Annotated in this window: 17 protein-coding genes; 8 read left to right on the top strand and 9 right to left on the bottom strand. The window is 55.1% G+C overall.

Annotated features, from left to right (window positions below):
* Positions 1-27: 27 nt before the first annotated feature.
* Complete coding sequence (gene kefB / locus ACMGGR_RS01250) at positions 28-1,833, bottom strand: glutathione-regulated potassium-efflux system protein KefB (protein WP_414147996.1); 1,806 nt, start codon at positions 1,831-1,833, stop codon at positions 28-30.
* Positions 1,834-2,385 (bottom strand): glutathione-regulated potassium-efflux system ancillary protein KefG, encoded by a 552-nt coding sequence (gene kefG, locus ACMGGR_RS01245; protein WP_246761269.1) that lies wholly within the window; start codon positions 2,383-2,385, stop codon positions 1,834-1,836.
* A gap of 124 nt (positions 2,386-2,509) precedes the next feature.
* Between kefG and ACMGGR_RS01240 the strand changes: the two genes are divergently transcribed.
* The gene (locus tag ACMGGR_RS01240; RefSeq protein WP_246761095.1) at positions 2,510-4,414 is read left to right on the top strand and encodes an ABC transporter ATP-binding protein; all 1,905 of its coding nucleotides are present in this window, start codon (positions 2,510-2,512) and stop codon (positions 4,412-4,414) included.
* A gap of 3 nt (positions 4,415-4,417) precedes the next feature.
* Here ACMGGR_RS01240 and tauD read toward each other — a convergent pair whose 3' ends face one another.
* The 5 genes from tauD to ACMGGR_RS01215 all read right to left on the bottom strand — a co-directional run bounded on the left by tauD (position 4,418) and on the right by ACMGGR_RS01215 (position 8,692).
* A complete protein-coding gene (gene tauD / locus ACMGGR_RS01235) occupies positions 4,418-5,275 on the bottom strand; it encodes a taurine dioxygenase (RefSeq protein WP_414147995.1) in 858 nt (285 codons plus the stop codon).
* Complete coding sequence (tauC, locus tag ACMGGR_RS01230; protein WP_246761099.1) at positions 5,272-6,099, bottom strand: taurine ABC transporter permease TauC; 828 nt, start codon at positions 6,097-6,099, stop codon at positions 5,272-5,274. Before tauC ends, tauD begins: the two co-directional genes overlap by 4 nt.
* A complete protein-coding gene (gene tauB / locus ACMGGR_RS01225; RefSeq protein ID WP_246761101.1) occupies positions 6,096-6,863 on the bottom strand; it encodes a taurine ABC transporter ATP-binding subunit in 768 nt (255 codons plus the stop codon). Before tauB ends, tauC begins: the two co-directional genes overlap by 4 nt.
* 9 nt (positions 6,864-6,872) lie before the next feature.
* Positions 6,873-7,850 (bottom strand): taurine ABC transporter substrate-binding protein, encoded by a 978-nt coding sequence (gene tauA / locus ACMGGR_RS01220; RefSeq protein WP_414147994.1) that lies wholly within the window; start codon positions 7,848-7,850, stop codon positions 6,873-6,875.
* A gap of 239 nt (positions 7,851-8,089) precedes the next feature.
* Positions 8,090-8,692, bottom strand: a complete 603-nt coding sequence (locus tag ACMGGR_RS01215) for a LysE family translocator (protein WP_414147993.1) — start codon at positions 8,690-8,692, stop codon at positions 8,090-8,092.
* 83 nt (positions 8,693-8,775) lie between these two features.
* On the opposite strand from ACMGGR_RS01215, the gene ACMGGR_RS01210 reads away from it, so the two are divergent.
* The 7 genes from ACMGGR_RS01210 (at position 8,776) to ACMGGR_RS01180 (ending at position 16,618) form a co-directional block, all read left to right on the top strand.
* Complete coding sequence (locus tag ACMGGR_RS01210; protein WP_414148892.1) at positions 8,776-9,810, top strand: hydrolase; 1,035 nt, start codon at positions 8,776-8,778, stop codon at positions 9,808-9,810.
* On the top strand, positions 9,767-9,982 hold the full coding sequence (locus tag ACMGGR_RS01205; RefSeq protein ID WP_246761105.1) for a YheU family protein: 216 nt from the start codon (positions 9,767-9,769) through the stop codon (positions 9,980-9,982). Before ACMGGR_RS01210 ends, ACMGGR_RS01205 begins: the two co-directional genes overlap by 44 nt.
* A 259-nt stretch (positions 9,983-10,241) precedes the next feature.
* The gene (locus ACMGGR_RS01200) at positions 10,242-11,033 is read left to right on the top strand and encodes a DUF1460 domain-containing protein (RefSeq protein WP_414147992.1); all 792 of its coding nucleotides are present in this window, start codon (positions 10,242-10,244) and stop codon (positions 11,031-11,033) included.
* A gap of 11 nt (positions 11,034-11,044) precedes the next feature.
* Positions 11,045-12,484 carry an SH3 domain-containing protein gene (locus ACMGGR_RS01195; RefSeq protein ID WP_414147991.1) on the top strand — a complete coding sequence of 480 codons (1,440 nt, stop codon included), beginning with the start codon at positions 11,045-11,047 and terminating at the stop codon, positions 12,482-12,484.
* A gap of 92 nt (positions 12,485-12,576) precedes the next feature.
* Positions 12,577-13,446, top strand: a complete 870-nt coding sequence (locus ACMGGR_RS01190) for a phosphoribulokinase (RefSeq protein ID WP_246761111.1) — start codon at positions 12,577-12,579, stop codon at positions 13,444-13,446.
* A gap of 403 nt (positions 13,447-13,849) precedes the next feature.
* Positions 13,850-14,482: a cAMP-activated global transcriptional regulator CRP gene (gene crp / locus ACMGGR_RS01185; RefSeq protein ID WP_017803012.1), complete on the top strand. Its 633-nt coding sequence runs from the start codon at positions 13,850-13,852 to the stop codon at positions 14,480-14,482.
* 57 nt (positions 14,483-14,539) lie between these two features.
* Positions 14,540-16,618: a YccS/YhfK family putative transporter gene (locus tag ACMGGR_RS01180; protein WP_414147990.1), complete on the top strand. Its 2,079-nt coding sequence runs from the start codon at positions 14,540-14,542 to the stop codon at positions 16,616-16,618.
* A 37-nt stretch (positions 16,619-16,655) separates the two neighbouring features.
* Here ACMGGR_RS01180 and argD read toward each other — a convergent pair whose 3' ends face one another.
* The gene (gene argD / locus ACMGGR_RS01175; RefSeq protein WP_246761115.1) at positions 16,656-17,873 is read right to left on the bottom strand and encodes a bifunctional acetylornithine/succinyldiaminopimelate transaminase; all 1,218 of its coding nucleotides are present in this window, start codon (positions 17,871-17,873) and stop codon (positions 16,656-16,658) included.
* A gap of 85 nt (positions 17,874-17,958) precedes the next feature.
* Positions 17,959-18,534 (bottom strand): aminodeoxychorismate synthase component II, encoded by a 576-nt coding sequence (locus ACMGGR_RS01170; RefSeq protein WP_246761117.1) that lies wholly within the window; start codon positions 18,532-18,534, stop codon positions 17,959-17,961.
* Positions 18,535-18,562: the final 28 nt, after the last annotated feature.

The raw sequence follows: 18,562 nt of genomic DNA, 5'->3' as shown, positions 1-18,562 counted from the left end.
AAAAAGGACGAATTCGTTCGCCCCGGCCTATTCAAACTCATCCCAGCCGTCAAACTGGCGCTTTTCACGCTGCATTTCGGCCTGGAAAATATCCTCCAGCTCGCGCCTGGCCTCTTTCACGCGCGAAATCTGCTGGCTATCGCCGTGGTTCGGCATGAGCTCACGCAGCATACGCATATCCAGGCGACGAAAATGTTGCTGCGCGCGAAATGCCTGATGCGGATGCATGCCCAGCGACATCAGCGTCTTGCGGCCAAGCTCCAGCGCACTGGAAAAAGTTTCGCGAGAAAACTGGGTAACGCCTGCCTGTAGCAGCTCATGCGCTTCCACGCGTCCGCGCGCTCGCGCCAGGATTTGCAAATGCGGAAAATGATGCTGGCAAAGACGCACAATCTCCATCGCATCTTCCGGGCCGTTACAGGTCACCACAATGGACTGCGCCGTCTCAGCGCCTGCGGCACGCAGCAGTTCCAGCTCGGTGGCATCACCATAGTATACTTTGTAACCATAGTTACGCATCAGGCTGACCGCGCTGATATCGCGTTCCAGTACCGTAATCCGCTTTTCATTGGCCATCAGCAAGCGCGCTACAACCTGACCGAAACGGCCAAACCCCACCACGATCACCTGCGGTTTATCATCTTCAACAAAAGGTTTTTCTTCGTTGTCATCGCCATCGTTAAAACGTTTGGCCAGAATTTTGTCGACGCTCTGCATCAGCAGCGGCGTGGTCATCATCGACAGCGTAACCGTAACCAGCAGCAGCGGCATCTGATCGCCGCTGAACAGCTTGGCCGAAGAAGCCGCAGAGAAAAGCACAAAGGCGAATTCGCCGCCCTGGCTCAGCACCGCAGAAAACTGTAGCCGCTCCGAACTGCGCAGGCCAAAAATACGGGAGAGCAGATAAAGCACGCCCGCTTTAATCGCCACCAGCACCACTACGCCGACGAGGATTTCAACGATATGGGTATAAAGCACGCCCAGATTCAGGGCCATGCCGACCGAGATAAAAAACAGCCCGAGCAGTAAGCCTTTAAAAGGATCGATAGCAACTTCCAGCTCGTGACGATACTCGCTTTCCGCCAGCAGAATACCCGCGATAAAGGTGCCCAGCGCCATCGACAGGCCCAGCGCATCCATAAAGAGTGCTGAACCTAACACCAGCAGCAATGCCGCAGCGGTAAAGACTTCGCGCACGCCGGAAGCGGCGATAAAGCGAAAAATCGGCCGCAGCAGAAAACGTCCGCCAATCAGCATGCCCGCAAAAGCCAGCACCTTCATGCCCACTTTCATCCAGTCGGTATGACCGCTGTCGCCACCAGCCAGCAGCGGCACCAGCGCCAGCGCCGGGATCACGGCCAAATCTTGAAACAGCAGCACCGAAAAGCCAAGCTGGCCGGACTCGTTGCGCTTCATGCCTTTGTCGCTCATCAACTGCAGCGCCATCGCCGTTGAAGACATCGCCAGGCCCAGACCGCCAATCATCGCCGCCTGCCAGGAGAACTTCGTCAGCCACAGCAGCACGCCAAGGATCGCCGCGCTAAAAATTACCTGCGCTGCGCCAACGCCAAAAATAGAACGCCGCAGCTCCCAGAGCTTGGAAGGGTTTAGCTCCAGCCCGATGATAAACATCAGAAACACCACGCCCAGCTCGGAAAAGTGGAGGATTTCCTCGACGTCGCTGATAAAACCCAGTCCCCACGGACCGATAGCAATACCGGCCAGCAGATAACCCAGCACTGCACCAATGCCAAGCCGGGCCGCAATCGGCACGGCGATAACCGCAGCAAAAAGATAGACTACGCCAGCAGTGAGCAGGGTTTGTCCTTCCATTCAAATGCCTCCATAGGGCAAAGGTGACGCCAGCCAGTCGCTATAGGCTCGCGCATAATTTTTCATCATTTCGGGCGTCTGCCGCCGTGCCCAGTAAATAATCATCGGCGTCAGCCAGTGCATGCTGCACATCTGCGCGGTCAGTTCAAAGGGGCGCATAATCGCCGACAAGGGATAGCGGTTGAGCCCTTCCTGATGGTAAGCCGTTTCCGGTTCACCGGTGGTAACAACGCTGCGCCAGTATTTCCCTTCCAGCACGTTACCGCCCGGCCCGCTGGCGAAGCCTCGCGACAGCACGCGATCCAGCCACTCTTTTAACAGCGCCGGGCAGCTGTAGGTATACAGCGGATGCTGAAAAACAATCACGTCGTGCTCGCGCAGCAAACGCTGTTCATAATGGATATCGATAAAGAAATCGGGATAGTGCGCGTACAGGTCGTGCACGGTCACATTAGGCAACGCTTTTGCCGGCTCTAACAGCACCCGATTGGCAATCGAGTCCTGAGATTCCGGGTGAGCAAAAAGCAGCAAAACTTTGGGCGGCTGCGACATCAGTCCCTCCAAATCGTCGTCACGGCGGGGAAATTCCGCTACCATGCTCGACACCGCGGAATAGTGCATTCCGCAAAGCATTTATGATGGTTTAATTTAACATATTCTGGTTATTACGGCGCTTATGATTGTCTTCTCATCGTTACAAATACGACGCGGTGTCCGCGTACTGCTGGATAATGCCACCGCCACCATTAACCCGGGCCAGAAAGTCGGCCTGGTCGGGAAAAACGGCTGCGGTAAATCCACGCTGCTGTCGCTGCTTAAGAACGAGATAAGCGCCGACGCCGGCAGCTTTAGCTATCCCGGCAACTGGTCGCTGGCCTGGGTCAACCAGGAGACGCCAGCGCTTGCGGTGCCCGCCATTGAGTATGTTATCGACGGCGACCGGGAATACCGTCAGCTGCAAACGGATCTGACCGCCGCAAACGAACGCAATGACGGCCACGCTATCGCCACTTTGCACGGTAAGCTGGACGCTATTCAGGCATGGACAATACAGTCGCGTGCCGCCAGCTTGCTTAGCGGTTTGGGCTTTTCTCAGGAGCAGCTCCAGCGGCCGGTCAGCGATTTTTCCGGCGGCTGGCGGATGCGCCTGAACCTGGCGCAGGCGCTTATCTGCCGATCCGACCTGCTGCTGCTCGACGAACCCACTAACCACCTCGATCTGGATGCGGTGATCTGGCTGGAACGCTGGCTGAAAAGCTACCAGGGCACGCTGATTTTGATTTCCCATGACCGTGACTTCCTCGATCCGGTGGTGGATAAAATTCTGCATATCGAGCAGCAGTCGATCTTTGAATACACCGGCAACTACAGCTCGTTCGAAATTCAGCGCGCCACCAAACTGGCGCAGCAGCAGTCGATGTTTGAAAACCAGCAGCAGAAAGTGGCGCACCTGCAAAGCTTTATCGATCGCTTTAAGGCCAAGGCCAGCAAAGCTAAGCAGGCCCAAAGCCGCATTAAAATGCTGGAGCGCATGGAGCTGATTGCCCCGGCCCACGTCGATAATCCTTTCACCTTCAGCTTCCGCGAGCCGGAGAGCCTGCCTAATCCGCTACTGAAAATGGAAAAGGTCAGCGCGGGCTATGGCGAGCGCATTATCCTGGATTCCATCAAGCTCAACCTGGTTCCCGGCTCGCGCATTGGCCTGCTGGGCCGCAACGGTGCGGGTAAATCGACCCTGATCAAGCTGCTGGCTGGCGAGCTGGCCCCGCTGAAGGGCGATATCGGCCTGGCGAAAGGCATCAAGCTCGGCTACTTCGCCCAGCATCAGCTCGAATTTTTACGGGCAGATGAATCTCCGCTCCAGCATCTGGTGCGGCTGGCCCCTAAAGTGCTGGAGCAGCAGCTGCGCGACTACCTGGGCGGCTTTGGTTTTCAGGGCGATAAGGTGACTGAACAGACCGAGCGCTTCTCGGGCGGTGAAAAAGCGCGGCTGGTGCTGGCGCTGATTGTCTGGCAGCGCCCTAACCTGCTGCTGCTGGATGAACCAACCAACCACCTGGATCTGGATATGCGTCAGGCGCTGACCGAAGCGCTGATCGATTTCGAAGGCGCGCTGGTGGTGGTGTCGCACGACAGGCATCTGCTGCGCTCCACCACTGACGACCTCTACCTGGTGCACGATGGCAAGGTAGAGGCTTTTGATGGCGATCTGGAAGATTATCAGCAGTGGCTGAGCGATCTGCAAAAGCAAACCTCTGCCGCCGCTGCCGAACCTAAACAGGAAAGCGGCAACAGCGCCCAGGCCAGAAAAGACCAGAAGCGTCGCGAAGCCGAACTGCGCACGCAAACGCAGCCGCTGCGCAAGCAGATTGAGAAGCTGGAAAAGCAGATGGAGAAGCTAAACGGCCAGCTTGCCGACGCCGAGTCGAAGCTGGCGGATGCGGCTATCTACGAGCAGAGCCGCAAAGCGGATCTCACCGTGGCGCTGCAACAGCAGGCCGAAGCGAAATCCGCGCTGGAAACATGCGAAATGGAATGGCTTGACGCACAGGAACAGCTGGAAACGATGCTGGCCTCCTGATCCTTACACCGCATCAGGCCGATAAAAAGGCTTATCTCCCAGGATGGTAGCGCGATGCATAATACGCCGTGCAGGCAGATAGTCTGCATTGGCGTAGTGCTGCGTGACGCGGTTATCCCAGATAGCTATATCATCCTGCTGCCAGCGCCAGCGCACCTGAAACTCCGGTTTGGTGATATGCGCAAACAAGAAATTCAGCAGCGCGTCGCCCTCTTTCTCGCTCAGTCCCACAATCCTGGTCGTAAAGCCTTCGTTGACAAACAGCGCCTGCTTGCCGCTGACCGGATGGGTACGGATGACCGGATGCAGCAGCGGCGGGTTTTTCTCTACGGCCTGCTTCCAGCGGGCGTGCTCATCTTCGTTCTTGCGGTATTTAAATTCCTGAAAGGATTTAGTGAAGTTGTGCTCAGCCTGTAACCCGCTCAGCAAGGTCTTAAACGGCTGAGAGAGCGCCTCATAAGCGGCAATTCCGCTGGCCCACAGCGTATCGCCCCCGGTTTCCGGCAGCTGCTTCGCCGCCAGAATCGCGCCCGCTGGCGGCGTTTCAATAAACGTAACGTCGGTATGCCAGTTATCATTGTCCGGCGGATTATTATCATGCGTATCCAGCACGATAATTTCTTCTACGCCCGGCGCATGTGGATAAACAGGATGAATATGTAAATCGCCAAAGCGGGCGGCCAGCGCTCGCTGCTGCGCGGGCGTGACGGGCTGATTGCGAAGGAACAATACCTGATGGCGAATTAGCGCGTGATAAAGCTGTTCAAACTGCGCGTCGCTCAGCGGGCGGCTAAGGTCAACGTCGGCAACCTGGGCACCGATATAAGGACCAAGCGCGGTAATCTTCAGACGTTCGTTCATGATGTTACTCCATGCCAGGGGGTTAAACGGCGCTGTAAGGCCCGCAGCCCCAGCTCCAGAGAAAACGCAATCAGGGCGATAACGGCAATCCCTGCCAGTACAACGTCAGTGGCCAGGAATTCACCGGCGGACTGCACCATAAAGCCCAAACCGCGCGTGGCGGCAATCAGTTCAGCGGCCACCAGCGTTGACCAGCCAACGCCAAGCCCGATACGCAACCCGGTCAAAATTTCCGGCAGCGCGCCGGGCAGTACCACAAACCACAATGTCTGCCAGCGGCTCGCGCCCAGCGACTGCGCGGCACGAAGGCGCACCTGCTGAGCGCTTTTTACGCCTGCCAGCGTCGACATCACCACCGGCGCGAATATCGCCAGGTAGATCAGCAGAATTTTCGACGTTTCGCCAATCCCGAACCAGATAACCATCAGCGGCAGATAGGCCAGCGGCGGCACCGGACGATAAAGTTCAATTAACGGGTCGAGGATGCCACGTGCGGTTTTACTCAGCCCCATCAAAATGCCCGTCGGCACGCCAATCAGCATTGCGGCCAGCAGCGCTATCACAATCCTTGTCAGGCTGGCCGCCAGATGCTGCCAGAGCGTCGCATCCATAAAGCCTTGCGGACTGGCGATAACCAGCAGCTGATGAAAAACCTGCTGCGGCGCGGGCAAAAATAGCGGCGCGATCAGGCCAAAGGCGGTAACGGCCCACCAGATAGCCAGCAAAACCAGCACGGTCGCCGCGCTCAGCGTAATCTGTCGGCCAAACGGCCAGCGCAGGCCCGGACGGCGCACCAGCGTTTTTTCCGTAGATAATAAACTCATGAGAACACCTCACGCTGCTGAAACACCTGGCTTAACACGTATTCACGCGTAGCAATGAAAGTGGGATCGGACTTGATAGCCCGGCAGGCTTCTCCAGCGGCATAGCGGCGACCGAACTCCAGCGGTAGCCGCTCAAGAACTCTGCCGGGGCCGGGAGACAGTAAAATCAGCTCGCTGGCCAGGAAGACGGCTTCTTCAATATCATGCGTAATCAGCAACACCTGCTTGCCGCTATCCCGCCAGAGATTGAGCAGTAGCTCCTGCATTTGCTCACGGGTAAACGCATCCAGCGCGCCGAAAGGTTCATCCAGCAAAAGCAGCTGAGGATCGGCGGCTAACGCTCTCGCAATCCCCACGCGCTGACGCATACCGCCAGACAGCTGCCAGATATATTTCTTTTCTGCACCGTTCAGCCCTACTTTTCGCAACATCTGGCGCGCCGTTTCGTGACGCGTAGCTTTATCGATACCGGCCAGCTGTAGCCCGAAAGCGACGTTGTCCAGCACGTTACGCCAGGGAAGCAATCCTTCATGCTGAAAAACCACGCCGCGTTCCGCTCCCGGCCCGGTCACTCGCTGGCCGTCCAGCGTAATGCTGCCCGATTCCGGCTTGAGAAAACCGGCAATCAGGTTCAGCAACGTGGTTTTGCCGCAGCCGGAAGGCCCAAGCACCACCACCAGCTCCTTCTCGGCAATGGTCAGGCTGATATCTTCCAGCGCGAGGTGCCCCTCATAGCGGGCCGTCAGGTGCGAAACCGAAAGCATGGCGACTCCTTACTGAGTGAGGTTTTTAACGAAGCGATCGGTGACGAAAGCGCTATAGTCGCTGGCCGCCTGCGGCACTTTGCCCTGCTCTTTCAGGAATTTCGCCGTATCAATGATGGCCTGATCAACCGGCTTGCCCAGCTGTTCAACCTGCTGCTGCGCGGTCAGATAGGTATTGCCCTGCACCAGGCCGGGCACCTGCTGTTCCGGCACGCCGCTTAAACGCGACAGCTTACTGAGGTTGTCGCCGTCTTTAAGCCACTGCTCGGGGTTATCCAGGTAGGCTTTTTGCGCATTGAGCGCGCTGCGGGCAAAAGCGGTCACGACATCAGGATGCTGTTGGGCAAAATCTTTGCGCACTACCCAGACGTCCAGCGTTGGCGAACCCCACTTGCCAACCTGCGCGGAGTCGGTCAGCACCTTGCCATCCTTCTCCAGCTCATTGACTGCGGGCGCCCAGACGTAGGCCCCATCAATATCGCCACGCTGCCAGGCGGCGATAATCGCGGGCGGCTGAAGATTAACGATCTGCACCTGACCGGGCTTGATGCCCCAATGCTTAAGCGCGGCCAGCAGGCTGTAATGCGTAGTAGAAATAAAAGGCACGGCGATACGCTTACCGATCAGGTCTTTGGGATCTTTAATGCCTTTCTTCACTACCAGCGCTTCAGAATTGCCAAGCTGCGAGGCCAGTAAAAACACCTCAATCGGCACCTGCTGGCTAGCCGCTACGGCAAGCGGGCTGGAACCGATATTGCCGATCTGCACATCGCCGGAAGCCAGTGCCCGCACCACGCTGGAGCCGCTGTCAAACTTACGCCAGTCGACCTTCGCGCCGCTGGCTTTGGCAAACGCATCGTCGGCCTGCGCGACTTTCGCCGGTTCCGCAGAGGTCTGATAAGCGATGGTGACGTCTGTCGCCTGTGCGCCAATGGCGGAGAGAGAAAGCGTTGCTACTAACAGCGAAAGAGTGAATTTGCGCGCCATGATGTTGCTCCGGTTATCGTTATTATCGGGTGAATAACGCCTTTGTAACCGAGAGCCGTTGCCGCACTGAAGTAATTAAAAATTATCGGTTATAACGATAAGTCCTTAGAAGAAATTCGGGTTTTTATTGCCGGAAAACGGCGTTAGCGCGCGAGCGGCTGAAAGACAGGAATGGCTGGAACGGTTCTACAGCAATTCAGTCGCCTGACCAGCAGCAAGGGCTGCAACACTCACTTCTTTTAACGCCAAATCAGCAGCACGCAGGCCGCCGTCAACATTCCCATCGCAACATTAAAAATCGTCCAGGCACGGCGGCTCCGCAAAATACGACCAATCAGCGAGCCAAAGCCCAGCCAGATCAGGCCGGAAACCAGGTTAACCAGCGCCATCGCAAAACTGATAGCCACTACCGAATGACGATAGGCCTCCCCGGCCAGGCTGAAGCTGGCGACCGCGCCCAGCGCCATCAACCAGGCTTTCGGGTTAATCAGCTGCAACAGACCACCCTGCCAGAAAGGCATCGGCGCGGCTGGCCCATCGCCGGTCTCCAGCTTCTCATATTTCGCCGTCGCGATTTTCCATGCCAGCCACAGCAGATAAAGACTGCCGGCAATTTTTAACAGCAAATGCATAGAAGGATAAAGCAGGATCAGCCCGCCAATCCCAAAAGCCACCATCAGCAGCATCACCTGCATACCGATCATAATGCCGAACAGTAGCCACAGAGAACGCAGGAAACCAAAGTTGGCACCCGAAGCGGTAAGTAACATATTATTAGGGCCAGGCGTAATGGCGGCGACCCATAAAAAACCCAGCATTGACAAAAACAGACTCAGTTCCATAGGTAATGAGCGCTCCTCGCCCCGGTCGACAAATAACTTATCGAAATTAACAGCATGACGGGGATCCTGAAAGCCTTTTGAAAATGAATCTTAACGACCTGACGGAACATGCTTTTCAGCCCATGGCGGGCATGCGCAACGCCCATTTGCAAACGCTGCTGCCACGGCTGGTTCGCCGACGTATCACCCTGCAGCCGCGCTGGCAGCGACTCACTCTACCGGACAGCGATTTTATCGATTTGGCCTGGAGCGAAGACCCGGCGCAGGCCAGCCACAAACCGCGCGTCGTTTTATTTCATGGCCTTGAAGGCAGCTTCAGCAGTCCTTATGCTCACGGCCTGCTGCAAGCCTGCAAACAGCGCGGCTGGCTGGGCGTAGTCATGCATTTTCGCGGCTGCAGCGGCGAGCCGAATCGCCTCAAGCGTATCTATCATTCCGGTGAGACCGAAGACGCCAGCTATTTCTTACAATGGCTTCGCGACAGCTGGGGAAGCGTGCCCACGGCGGCCGTCGGCTTCTCGCTTGGCGGCAACATGCTGGGCTGCCTGATGGGCAAACAGGGCGCAGATTGCCTGCTGGATGCGGGCGTTATTGTCTCTGCGCCGCTGATGCTGGAACCCTGTAGCCAGAGGCTGGAGCGGGGTTTCTCACGTCTTTACCAGCGTTACCTGCTAAACTTGCTCAGACAGAATGCCACCCGAAAACTGCACGCCTGGCCCGGAACGCTGCCGGTAGATTTAGCTCAGCTTAAAGGATTCAAAAAACTCAGAGAGTTTGATGATGCCATTACCGCCAGGGCGCACGGTTTTCTGGACGCAACGGATTACTACCGTCGCTGTAGCGCTATGCCTTTGCTGCCGCAGGTGCGTAAACCCTTGCTGATCATTCATGCTAAAGACGATCCGTTTATGACCGACGACGTTATTCCCGCTGCGGGCACGCTCCCTGCCTGTGTGGAATACCAGTTAACGCAGCATGGCGGGCACGTAGGATTTGTAGGCGGAACGCTGCGCAAGCCGCAAATGTGGCTGGAACAGCGCGTTCCACAATGGCTTTCAACCTGGCTGGACAACAATGATTATTCCCTGGAAAGAACTGGACCCGGAAACGCTCGCTAATCTGATTGAAGCCTTTGTTCTGCGCGAAGGCACCGATTACGGCGAACAGGAGCGTTCGCTGGAACAGAAAGTTCAGGACGTGAAACGCCAGTTAACCAGCGGTGAAGCGGTGCTGGTCTGGTCTGAACTGCACGAAACCGTCAACATCATGCCCAGGGGGCATATCCGTTAAAGCTCTTCAAAAAGGGAAGGGTTTTAAACCCTTCCCTTTTTGAAATCCCACGCATTATTACAGTAATAAAAGCACCTTACCCCAAACCCTTAATTAACATTAACTTCCTTTCTGAATATCATGCGCTTTTTGGTAAAAATTATTTAAAAACAAACTAATCTTAATTTATAAAATTAAGATTAAAAAAATTCTTCCCCCTTGAAAATAATCCAGAACGGATAAACAATGAACCCCCGCAAGCAAATGAAAGGAATCTTCTATGCACAGAGCACATCTTATTCCATTGTTATGTACACTTATTACGGCTTGTTCCTGTCAAACGCCCTCTGTTGTCATTGACCCCGCCTCACAAAGAAAAGTCGATGAGATTTTGAATAGTCATATACTGCCAAATGGCCAAATACCGATTGGCAGCAAAATAGATATCGTGTCCGCACGGCTTTCAGGAACGCCCTATGCCGCAAATACGCTTATCGGCTCCATAAACACGCCAGAAAAACTGGTGGTCAATATTAACGGCGTAGACTGCTATACCTTCATTGATTACGTTAACGCCCTTAGCCACGCCAGCAGCAAGTCAGACTTCTTTACTCAGCTGAAGAAAACACGTTATGTGAACAGCGACGTAGATTTCCTGTACAGAAGACATTTCTTTACCGACTGGGCCGCGCGCTATCCTGCAAATGCAAAAGATGTCACGCCTGAAATTAGCGCCAACTATAAAAAAGTCACTAAATATCTTAATCAAAAAGAAGATGGCAGCCACTACATTAACGGGCTGGACGTTCGTAAAAGAGACATTAATTACATTCCCGGCATCGCTATTAATCAGGATGTTATTAGCCAGCTTAAGACCGGGGACTATATTGGCATTTATACAAATTTAGCCGGTCTGGATGTGACGCACGTTGGCATCTTTATCATGACCGATACCGGGCCCGTCTTCCGTAACGCCTCTTCTCTGAAAATAAATAATAAAGTTGTGGACTCACCTTTCACCGAATATATGAAAGGCAAACCGGGCATCATTGTGCTGCGTCCGCTGAAATAAAAGGAGCCAGCATGAAAAGAATGCGGCACTACTCTGTATTATCCTTGCTAATAGCCGGATGTCATTCGTTCGACCCGGCTAACGGTCCTCAGCCTGTATATAATGTTACGCCAGCGGCGACAGAAACCACGCCTGTCGATGCGACAAAATCCATTTTCCCTCTGGCGCGCTACTCGCAGGAGAGTGATAAGTGGTTACCGCCAGCCGCCGTCGGCTATAACACGCCCGTGATAGATGCGGCAACGCAGCAGCGGCACTTCGCCGCGTTAAAGGCGCGCTATTTTGGTACGGGGGAAAAAGATAGATCCCCCTGGAACCCGCTCTATATCGATAAAATTATCGCGACGCATGCAGCCAGGGATGCGATTAACCAGGTCGCGGACACTTACTTAACCAGTAGTGCAAAAAGCTACGGGCTGAATTTTCGCGTGCTTCCTCAGTCATGGAAGGATGCGGTCAAAGCGAATATAACCGTCTCCGTCACTGACGAAAGTGCAGGACGCTCTATTGCCGTCAGAGAAACCTTGCTCAGGGCATTGCCAACCAGCGATCCGGCTTTTGATGACCCAGGACGAGCCGGACAGGGCTATCCTTTTGACAATTTACAGGTATCAGCAATTCGGGCAGGTACGCCGCTTTATACTTTAGCAACCAGTAAAGACAGAGCCTGGCAGTATATTGTCTCCCCCACGCTAATGGGCTGGGTTAAGAGTGACGACGTCGCCACGGTCGATGAAATGTTTGTCACCCGCTGGCGCGGGCTGGCGCAGCAGCAGCTGGCCAGCGCGGTTAGAGAGCCCGTCTCTGTCGCGACAGAAAACCGTTTCTATTTTATCGCGCGTCCCGGCACTATCCTGCCGCTTCAGCAGCAAAACGGGCAGCCTCGCATTGCTGTTCCGGTCAAAACGGCGGATGGCAAGGCCGAAATCAGCTGGGTTAACACAGAACAGCAAGATTTTGCCCCCATGCCGCTGCCAATGACTCCTGCCAATATCGCCAGGTTAATCAAGTCGATGCAGGGCAAACCTTATGGCTGGGGACAATTCAATTTCTATAACGACTGTTCCGCCGAGATGCGTAGCCTGATGATGCCGTTTGGTCTGTTTCTGCCGCGCGATTCCTCTGAGCAAGCCGCAAGCGGTCGCGTGGTCGATGTGAGCAAGCTGAGTCCCGCCGCCCGGCTGGATTATCTGGTGAAAAACGGCAGGCCGTTCACTACGCTGATTCATATTGACGGCCACATTATGCTGTATATCGGCAATACCGAACTCGACGGCAAGCTTGTTCCCATGACTTACCAGAACATGTGGGGATTGCATACGCAAAGCCACGAAGGACGAAGTATTATCGGCGGCGCCGTCTTCTTCCCTTTGCTTACCCACTACCCGGAAGACAAAGATCTGACTTCACTGGCCGCTAAACCATTATTCGCACTTACCTTTATCGAATAAGCCGCCGTTGCCCGGCTCACTACCGGGCAACAGATGACAACGAACAATAAAACGTGCTAACAATGGCGGAATAACGCTCACAGGAAATGCTTATGTCCGCCAAACATCCAGTGATTGCCGTAACCGGTTCCAGCGGCGCAGGCACCACCACCACCAGCCTGGCCTTTCGCAAAATATTTCAACAGCTTGGCCTGCACGCCGCCGAGCTGGAAGGCGACAGCTTCCATCGCTATACCCGGCCTGAAATGGACATGGCGATCCGCAAAGCGCGGGATATGGGCCGCCATATCAGCTATTTTGGGCCTGAAGCCAACGACTTCTCCCTGCTGGAACAGACCTTTGTGGAATATGGCCGCAGCGGCAGCGGTCAGTCCAGAAAATATCTGCATACCTACGACGAGGCAGTACCGTGGAACCAGGTTCCCGGTACGTTTACGCCGTGGCAGCCGCTGCCGGAACCTACCGATGTCCTGTTTTACGAAGGACTGCACGGCGGCGTGGTGACGCCGCAGAATAACGTTTCGCAGCATGTCGATCTGCTGGTTGGCGTGGTGCCGATCGTCAATCTGGAGTGGATACAAAAAATGATCCGCGACACCAGCGAACGCGGGCACTCGCGCGAGGCGGTAATGGACTCCGTAGTGCGCTCAATGGAAGATTACATTAACTTTATTACGCCACAGTTCTCCCGTACCCATATCAACTTTCAGCGCGTGCCGACGGTGGATACCTCCAATCCCTTCGCTGCGCGTGGTATTCCCTCGCTTGATGAAAGCTTTGTCGTGATCCATTTTCAGGCGCTGGAAAATATCGATTTCCCTTATCTGCTGGCGATGCTGCAGGGCGCTTTTATTTCCCATATCAATACGCTGGTGGTGCCGGGCGGCAAAATGGGTCTGGCGATGGAGCTGATCATGGGCCCGCTGGTCAAGCGGCTGATTGAAGGCAAGAAAATTAAGTAGCGCTTCCGGCTTAAGCGCGCGGCGGCTGATGCTTACCCGGGGGTAAGGATTCTCTCAAAATGGAGAATGTTGCTGCCCGCGTTGTCGCTGTCGGTGTAACAAGTTCCTCTAATTCATTTAGTTAACTTATGAAGATGTTCTGATAACTAAAACGGCAATCGGGCAGATTTCCCGCTATGCTGAAGCGAGACAACAGAAGACACCCATGCAAAGCTGTGCTACAAACAAAGCTGAATTTCGTCAGTACTCTACAAACCAGACGAAACGGGACGACATAACGAGCCCGGCACTCAACAGAGAGCCGAATAAAATTCCTGCATTGGGAAGCGCTTGACTATTTCAACGCCTGTCAGGGAACTCTGCCCCTGTATTTAGGCACGATAACAACAGAGGATAACAGCGAATGGTTCTCGGCAAACCGCAAACAGACCCGACACTTGAATGGTTCCTGTCACATTGCCATATTCATAAGTATCCATCCAAAAGTACGCTGATCCACCAGGGTGAGAAAGCAGAAACCCTTTACTACATCGTCAAAGGCGCGGTAGCGGTGTTGATCAAGGATGAAGAAGGCAAAGAGATGATCCTTTCCTACCTCAATCAGGGCGACTTTATTGGCGAGCTTGGCCTGTTTGAAGAAGGCCAGGAGCGCAGCGCCTGGGTACGAGCGAAAACTGCCTGTGAAGTGGCTGAAATCTCTTATAAAAAGTTCCGCCAGCTGATTCAGGTCAACCCTGATATCCTGATGCGTCTTTCCTCACAGATGGCGCGTCGCCTGCAGGTAACCTCAGAGAAAGTGGGCAATTTAGCTTTCCTCGATGTGACAGGTCGCATCGCGCAAACCCTGCTAAACCTGGCTAAGCAGCCGGACGCCATGACCCATCCGGACGGCATGCAGATTAAGATTACCCGTCAGGAAATTGGTCAAATCGTTGGCTGCTCGCGTGAAACCGTTGGGCGTATCCTGAAGATGCTGGAAGATCAAAATCTGATCTCCGCTCACGGTAAAACTATCGTTGTCTACGGCACACGCTAAGCCGTTCTGAGAGTAAGGCGCAATATCGCTATTGCGCCTTTTTAGCAGATCCAGATTATGTGGCGCCGACTCATCTATCATCCCGAAGTTAACTACGCGCTGCGCCAGACGCTGGTGCTGTGCCTGCCCGTGACCGTTGGCTGGCTGCTGGGCAGTCTGCAAAATGGCCTTCTCTTCTCGCTGGTGCCTGCCTGCTGCAATATTGCCGGTCTGGACACGCCGCACAAACGCTTCTTTAAGCGCCTGCTTATCGGCGGGGGCCTGTTCGCCCTCAGCAGTTTCCTGGTGCAGTATCTGGGCGAGCATGCCGTTCCGTTGCCCGCTATCCTGTTTTTTATGGCGCTGCTGCTGGGCGTGACCGGCGAAATCAGCCCGCTACACGGCAGACTGCTGCCCGGCGCCTTAATTGCCGGGATTTTTACCCTCAGCCTTGCGGGACGCATGCCGATCTGGGAGCCGCCTTCGCTCTATATCCTGGGCACCGTCTGGTACGGCGTTTTTAACTGGTTCTGGTTCTGGCTGTGGAAAGAGCAGCCGATGCGGGAAACGCTGAGCCTGCTTTACCGCGAGCTGGCTGACTATTGCGAAGCCAAATATACGCTGCTCACCAAACTGACCGACCCGGAAAAAGCGCTGCCGCCGCTGCTGGCTCGTCAGCAAAAGGCGGTCGATCTGATTACCACCTGCTATCAGCAGATGCACATGCTCTCCGCCAGCAATGACAATCATCACAAACGGCTGACCCGTGCTTTCCAGGTAGCGCTGGATTTGCAGGAGCATATCGCCGTCAGCCTGCACCAGCCGGAAGAGGTGCAGAAGCTGGTCGAACAAAGTCATGCTGAAGCCGTGATCCGCTGGAATGCGCTGACCATCGCCGCCCGTTTGCGGGAGCTTGCTGATAATATCCTGTATCACCAGCTACCTGAGCGTTTCAGCATGGAGAAACAGCTGCGGGCGCTGGAAAAAATCGCCCGTCAGCATCCTGCCAATCCGGTGGGTAATTTTTGCGCTTATCACTTTAACCGCATCGCCCGCGTGTTACGAACCCAGCGGCCGCTCTATCAGCGCGATTTAATGGCCGACAGGCAAAAACGGCTGCCGCTGCTGCCCGCTATTAAAAGCTATCTGTCCCTGAAGTCCGCGGCGCTGCGTACCGCAGCCAGATTTGCCGTGATGCTCGCTTTCGCCAGTTCGCTGGCCCTGTTCTTTAATCTGCCCAAGCCCTACTGGATACTGATGACGGTGATGTTCGTCAGCCAGAACGGCTACAGCGCGACCAGGGTAAGGATCCAGCACCGTGCGCTGGGCACGCTTGCCGGACTGGTTATCGCCGCCCTGACGCTACGGTTTCAGGTGCCGGAATCGGCCGTGCTGCTGGTGATGCTAACGCTGACGCTGGCTGGCTATCTGGTTATTCGTAAATTTTACGGCCTGGCGATGATTGGCTTTACCGTCACGGCGGTCTATTCACTGCAGCTGCTGGCGCTGAACGGTGCCGATTTTCTACTGCCGCGCCTGCTGGATACGCTGATGGGTTGCCTGATCGCCTTCGGCGGCATGGTCTGGCTCTGGCCGCAGTGGCAGAGCGGCCTGCTGCGACAGAACGCCCACGACGCGCTGGAAACCTATCAGGAAGCTTTACGGCAGCTGCTGGGCAACGAACAGGATCCGCAAAAGCTGGCATGGCAACGCATGCGGGTTAATCAGGCGCACAATGCGCTGTTTAACTCGCTAAATCAGGCGATGCAGGAACCGGGATTTAACGCCAGCTATCTGGCCGATATGAAACTGTGGGTAACGCACAGCCAGTTCATTGTTGAACACATTAATGCGATGACCATCCTGGCACGCGAACATACCATGCTGACGCCACAGCTTGCCGAGCGCTATTTACAGACCTGCGAAGTGGCCCTACAGCGCTGCCAGCAGCGGCTGGAATATGATGGCCCCAGCTCTGACAGCAACGTGCTGGATGCGCAGATTGAGTTTCATCAGGGAGCGGTAACGGTTCTGGAAAGGCATGTAAAAAGGATTTTGAGCCACCTGGGCGTGATGCACACTATCTCATCGCTGGCGTGGAGCAATCGACCTCATCATGGACGCTGGCTGTCGCGCCATCTGAGAAAATCCGCCTGAGCAATAGCCGGAGGTGTTCAGCCTCCGGCTATTCGTCTTAAGCCAGCAGCTTTTTCACTGCGGTGGCAAAGCGATTCATCCCTTCTTCAATATCGGCCGGTTCAATCACCAGAGAAGGCGCGAAACGGATAACATCCGTGCCGGCGTTGAGGATCATCACGCCTTCTGCCGCAGCAGCGTTCAGGAAATCGCGTGCTTTGCCCGCATGCTGCGGCTTCAGCGCCGCGCCGATCAGCAGCCCTTTACCACGGATGTCGGTGAACAGATCCAGCTGTGCATCCAGCGCTTTCAGAGCGGTAACAAACTGCTCGCGACGCGCTTCCACGCCGTTCAGGACTTCTTCGGTATTGATAATATCCAGCGCCGCTTCCGCTACTGCGCAAGCCAGTGGATTACCGCCATAGGTGGTACCGTGAACGCCCGGAGCCATAACGGAAGCGATTTCGTTGGTGGTCAGCATGGCGCTAACCGGGAAACCGCCGCCCAGCGCTTTCGCGGTGGTCAGAATATCGGGCTGCACGCCGTAATGCTCATGGGCAAACAGCTTGCCGCTGCGGCCCATGCCGCTTTGCACTTCATCCAGCACCAGCAGCGCCTGATGTTTATCGCACAGCTCGCGCAGGCCCTGCATAAATTCCTGCGTCGCGGGCATTACGCCGCCTTCGCCCTGAATGGGTTCAACCACGATGGCACAGGTATGATCGTCAATAACCGCTTTCACCGCCGCCAGATCGTTAAAAGGCACATGGATAATATCGGCAGGTTTCGGACCAAAACCGTCGGAATATTTTGGCTGTCCGCCAACGGAAACGGTAAACAGCGTACGTCCGTGGAAAGCATTATGAAAAGCAATAATCTTGCTTTTGAACGGCGAATGGCGTTTAGTAGCGTAGTAACGGGCCATTTTAAAAGCCGCTTCGTTGGCTTCGGCACCGGAGTTGGCAAAGAATACGCGTTCGGCAAAGGTGGCGGCAATCAGCTTGCTGGCCAGGCGCAGCGCAGGTTCGTTAGTAAATACGTTGCTGGTGTGCCACAGCGTTTCGCCCTGGGTTTTTAGCGCTTCTACCAGCGCCGGATGGCAGTGGCCCAGCGCGGTAACGGCGATGCCGCCAGAGAAGTCGACGTACTCTTTGCCCTGCTGATCCCAGACGCGACTGCCTTTTCCTTTTACCGGCACGAACTGCGCTGGTGCATAAACAGGCAGTATCACCTCATCAAACGTTGCGCGCGTTACCGCTAATTTATCCGCTGCCATTGCCTACCTCATCTTTTTTACGTTACAGAAAAGTGAAATTATAATCACAAAATATGCATAAAAAATCACTTTAAGGCAAACAATATTATTGCCTGAGGAAATTTTGCAGCAGCTGATGCCCCTGCTCGCTAAGAATACTTTCCGGATGAAACTGTACGCCCTGCAGCGGCAAATGACGATGCCGAAAGCCCATAATTTCATCGCGTTGCCCCTCACGCAGCGTCCAGGCCGTGACGTCAAACTCCTCGGGCAGCGAAGCCGACTCCACAATTAGCGAATGATAGCGCGTGACCGTCAGCGGATGATTCAGTCCGGCAAATACGCCGCCATCGTTATGCTCAATCGCTGATGTCTTACCATGCATCACTTCCCGCGCCCGGACGACCCTGCCGCCAAAAGCCTGAGCTATCGCCTGGTGACCCAGACAAACGCCGAGGATGGGTATTTGCCCGGCAAAGGCCTGAATCGCCGCCAGCGAGATGCCGGCTTCGTTGGGCGTACAGGGGCCGGGGGAAATAACCAGATAGTCTGGCCGCAGCGCGCTGATTTGTGCCAGCGTCAGCTCATCATTGCGCTGCACCAGAACTTCAGCGCCCGCCTCGCAAAAATACTGATAAAGATTCCAGGTAAAAGAGTCATAGTTGTCGATCAACAGCAGCATGCGGGCTCCGGGAAAAGAATAAACGGCG

It is taken from the genome of Erwinia sp. BNK-24-b (assembly GCF_047456155.1).
Classification (GTDB): Bacteria; Pseudomonadota; Gammaproteobacteria; order Enterobacterales; family Enterobacteriaceae; genus Erwinia; species Erwinia phyllosphaerae.
The sequence above is the reverse complement of the archived record's forward strand: the minus strand, read 5'-3'. Positions and strand labels throughout refer to the sequence as shown.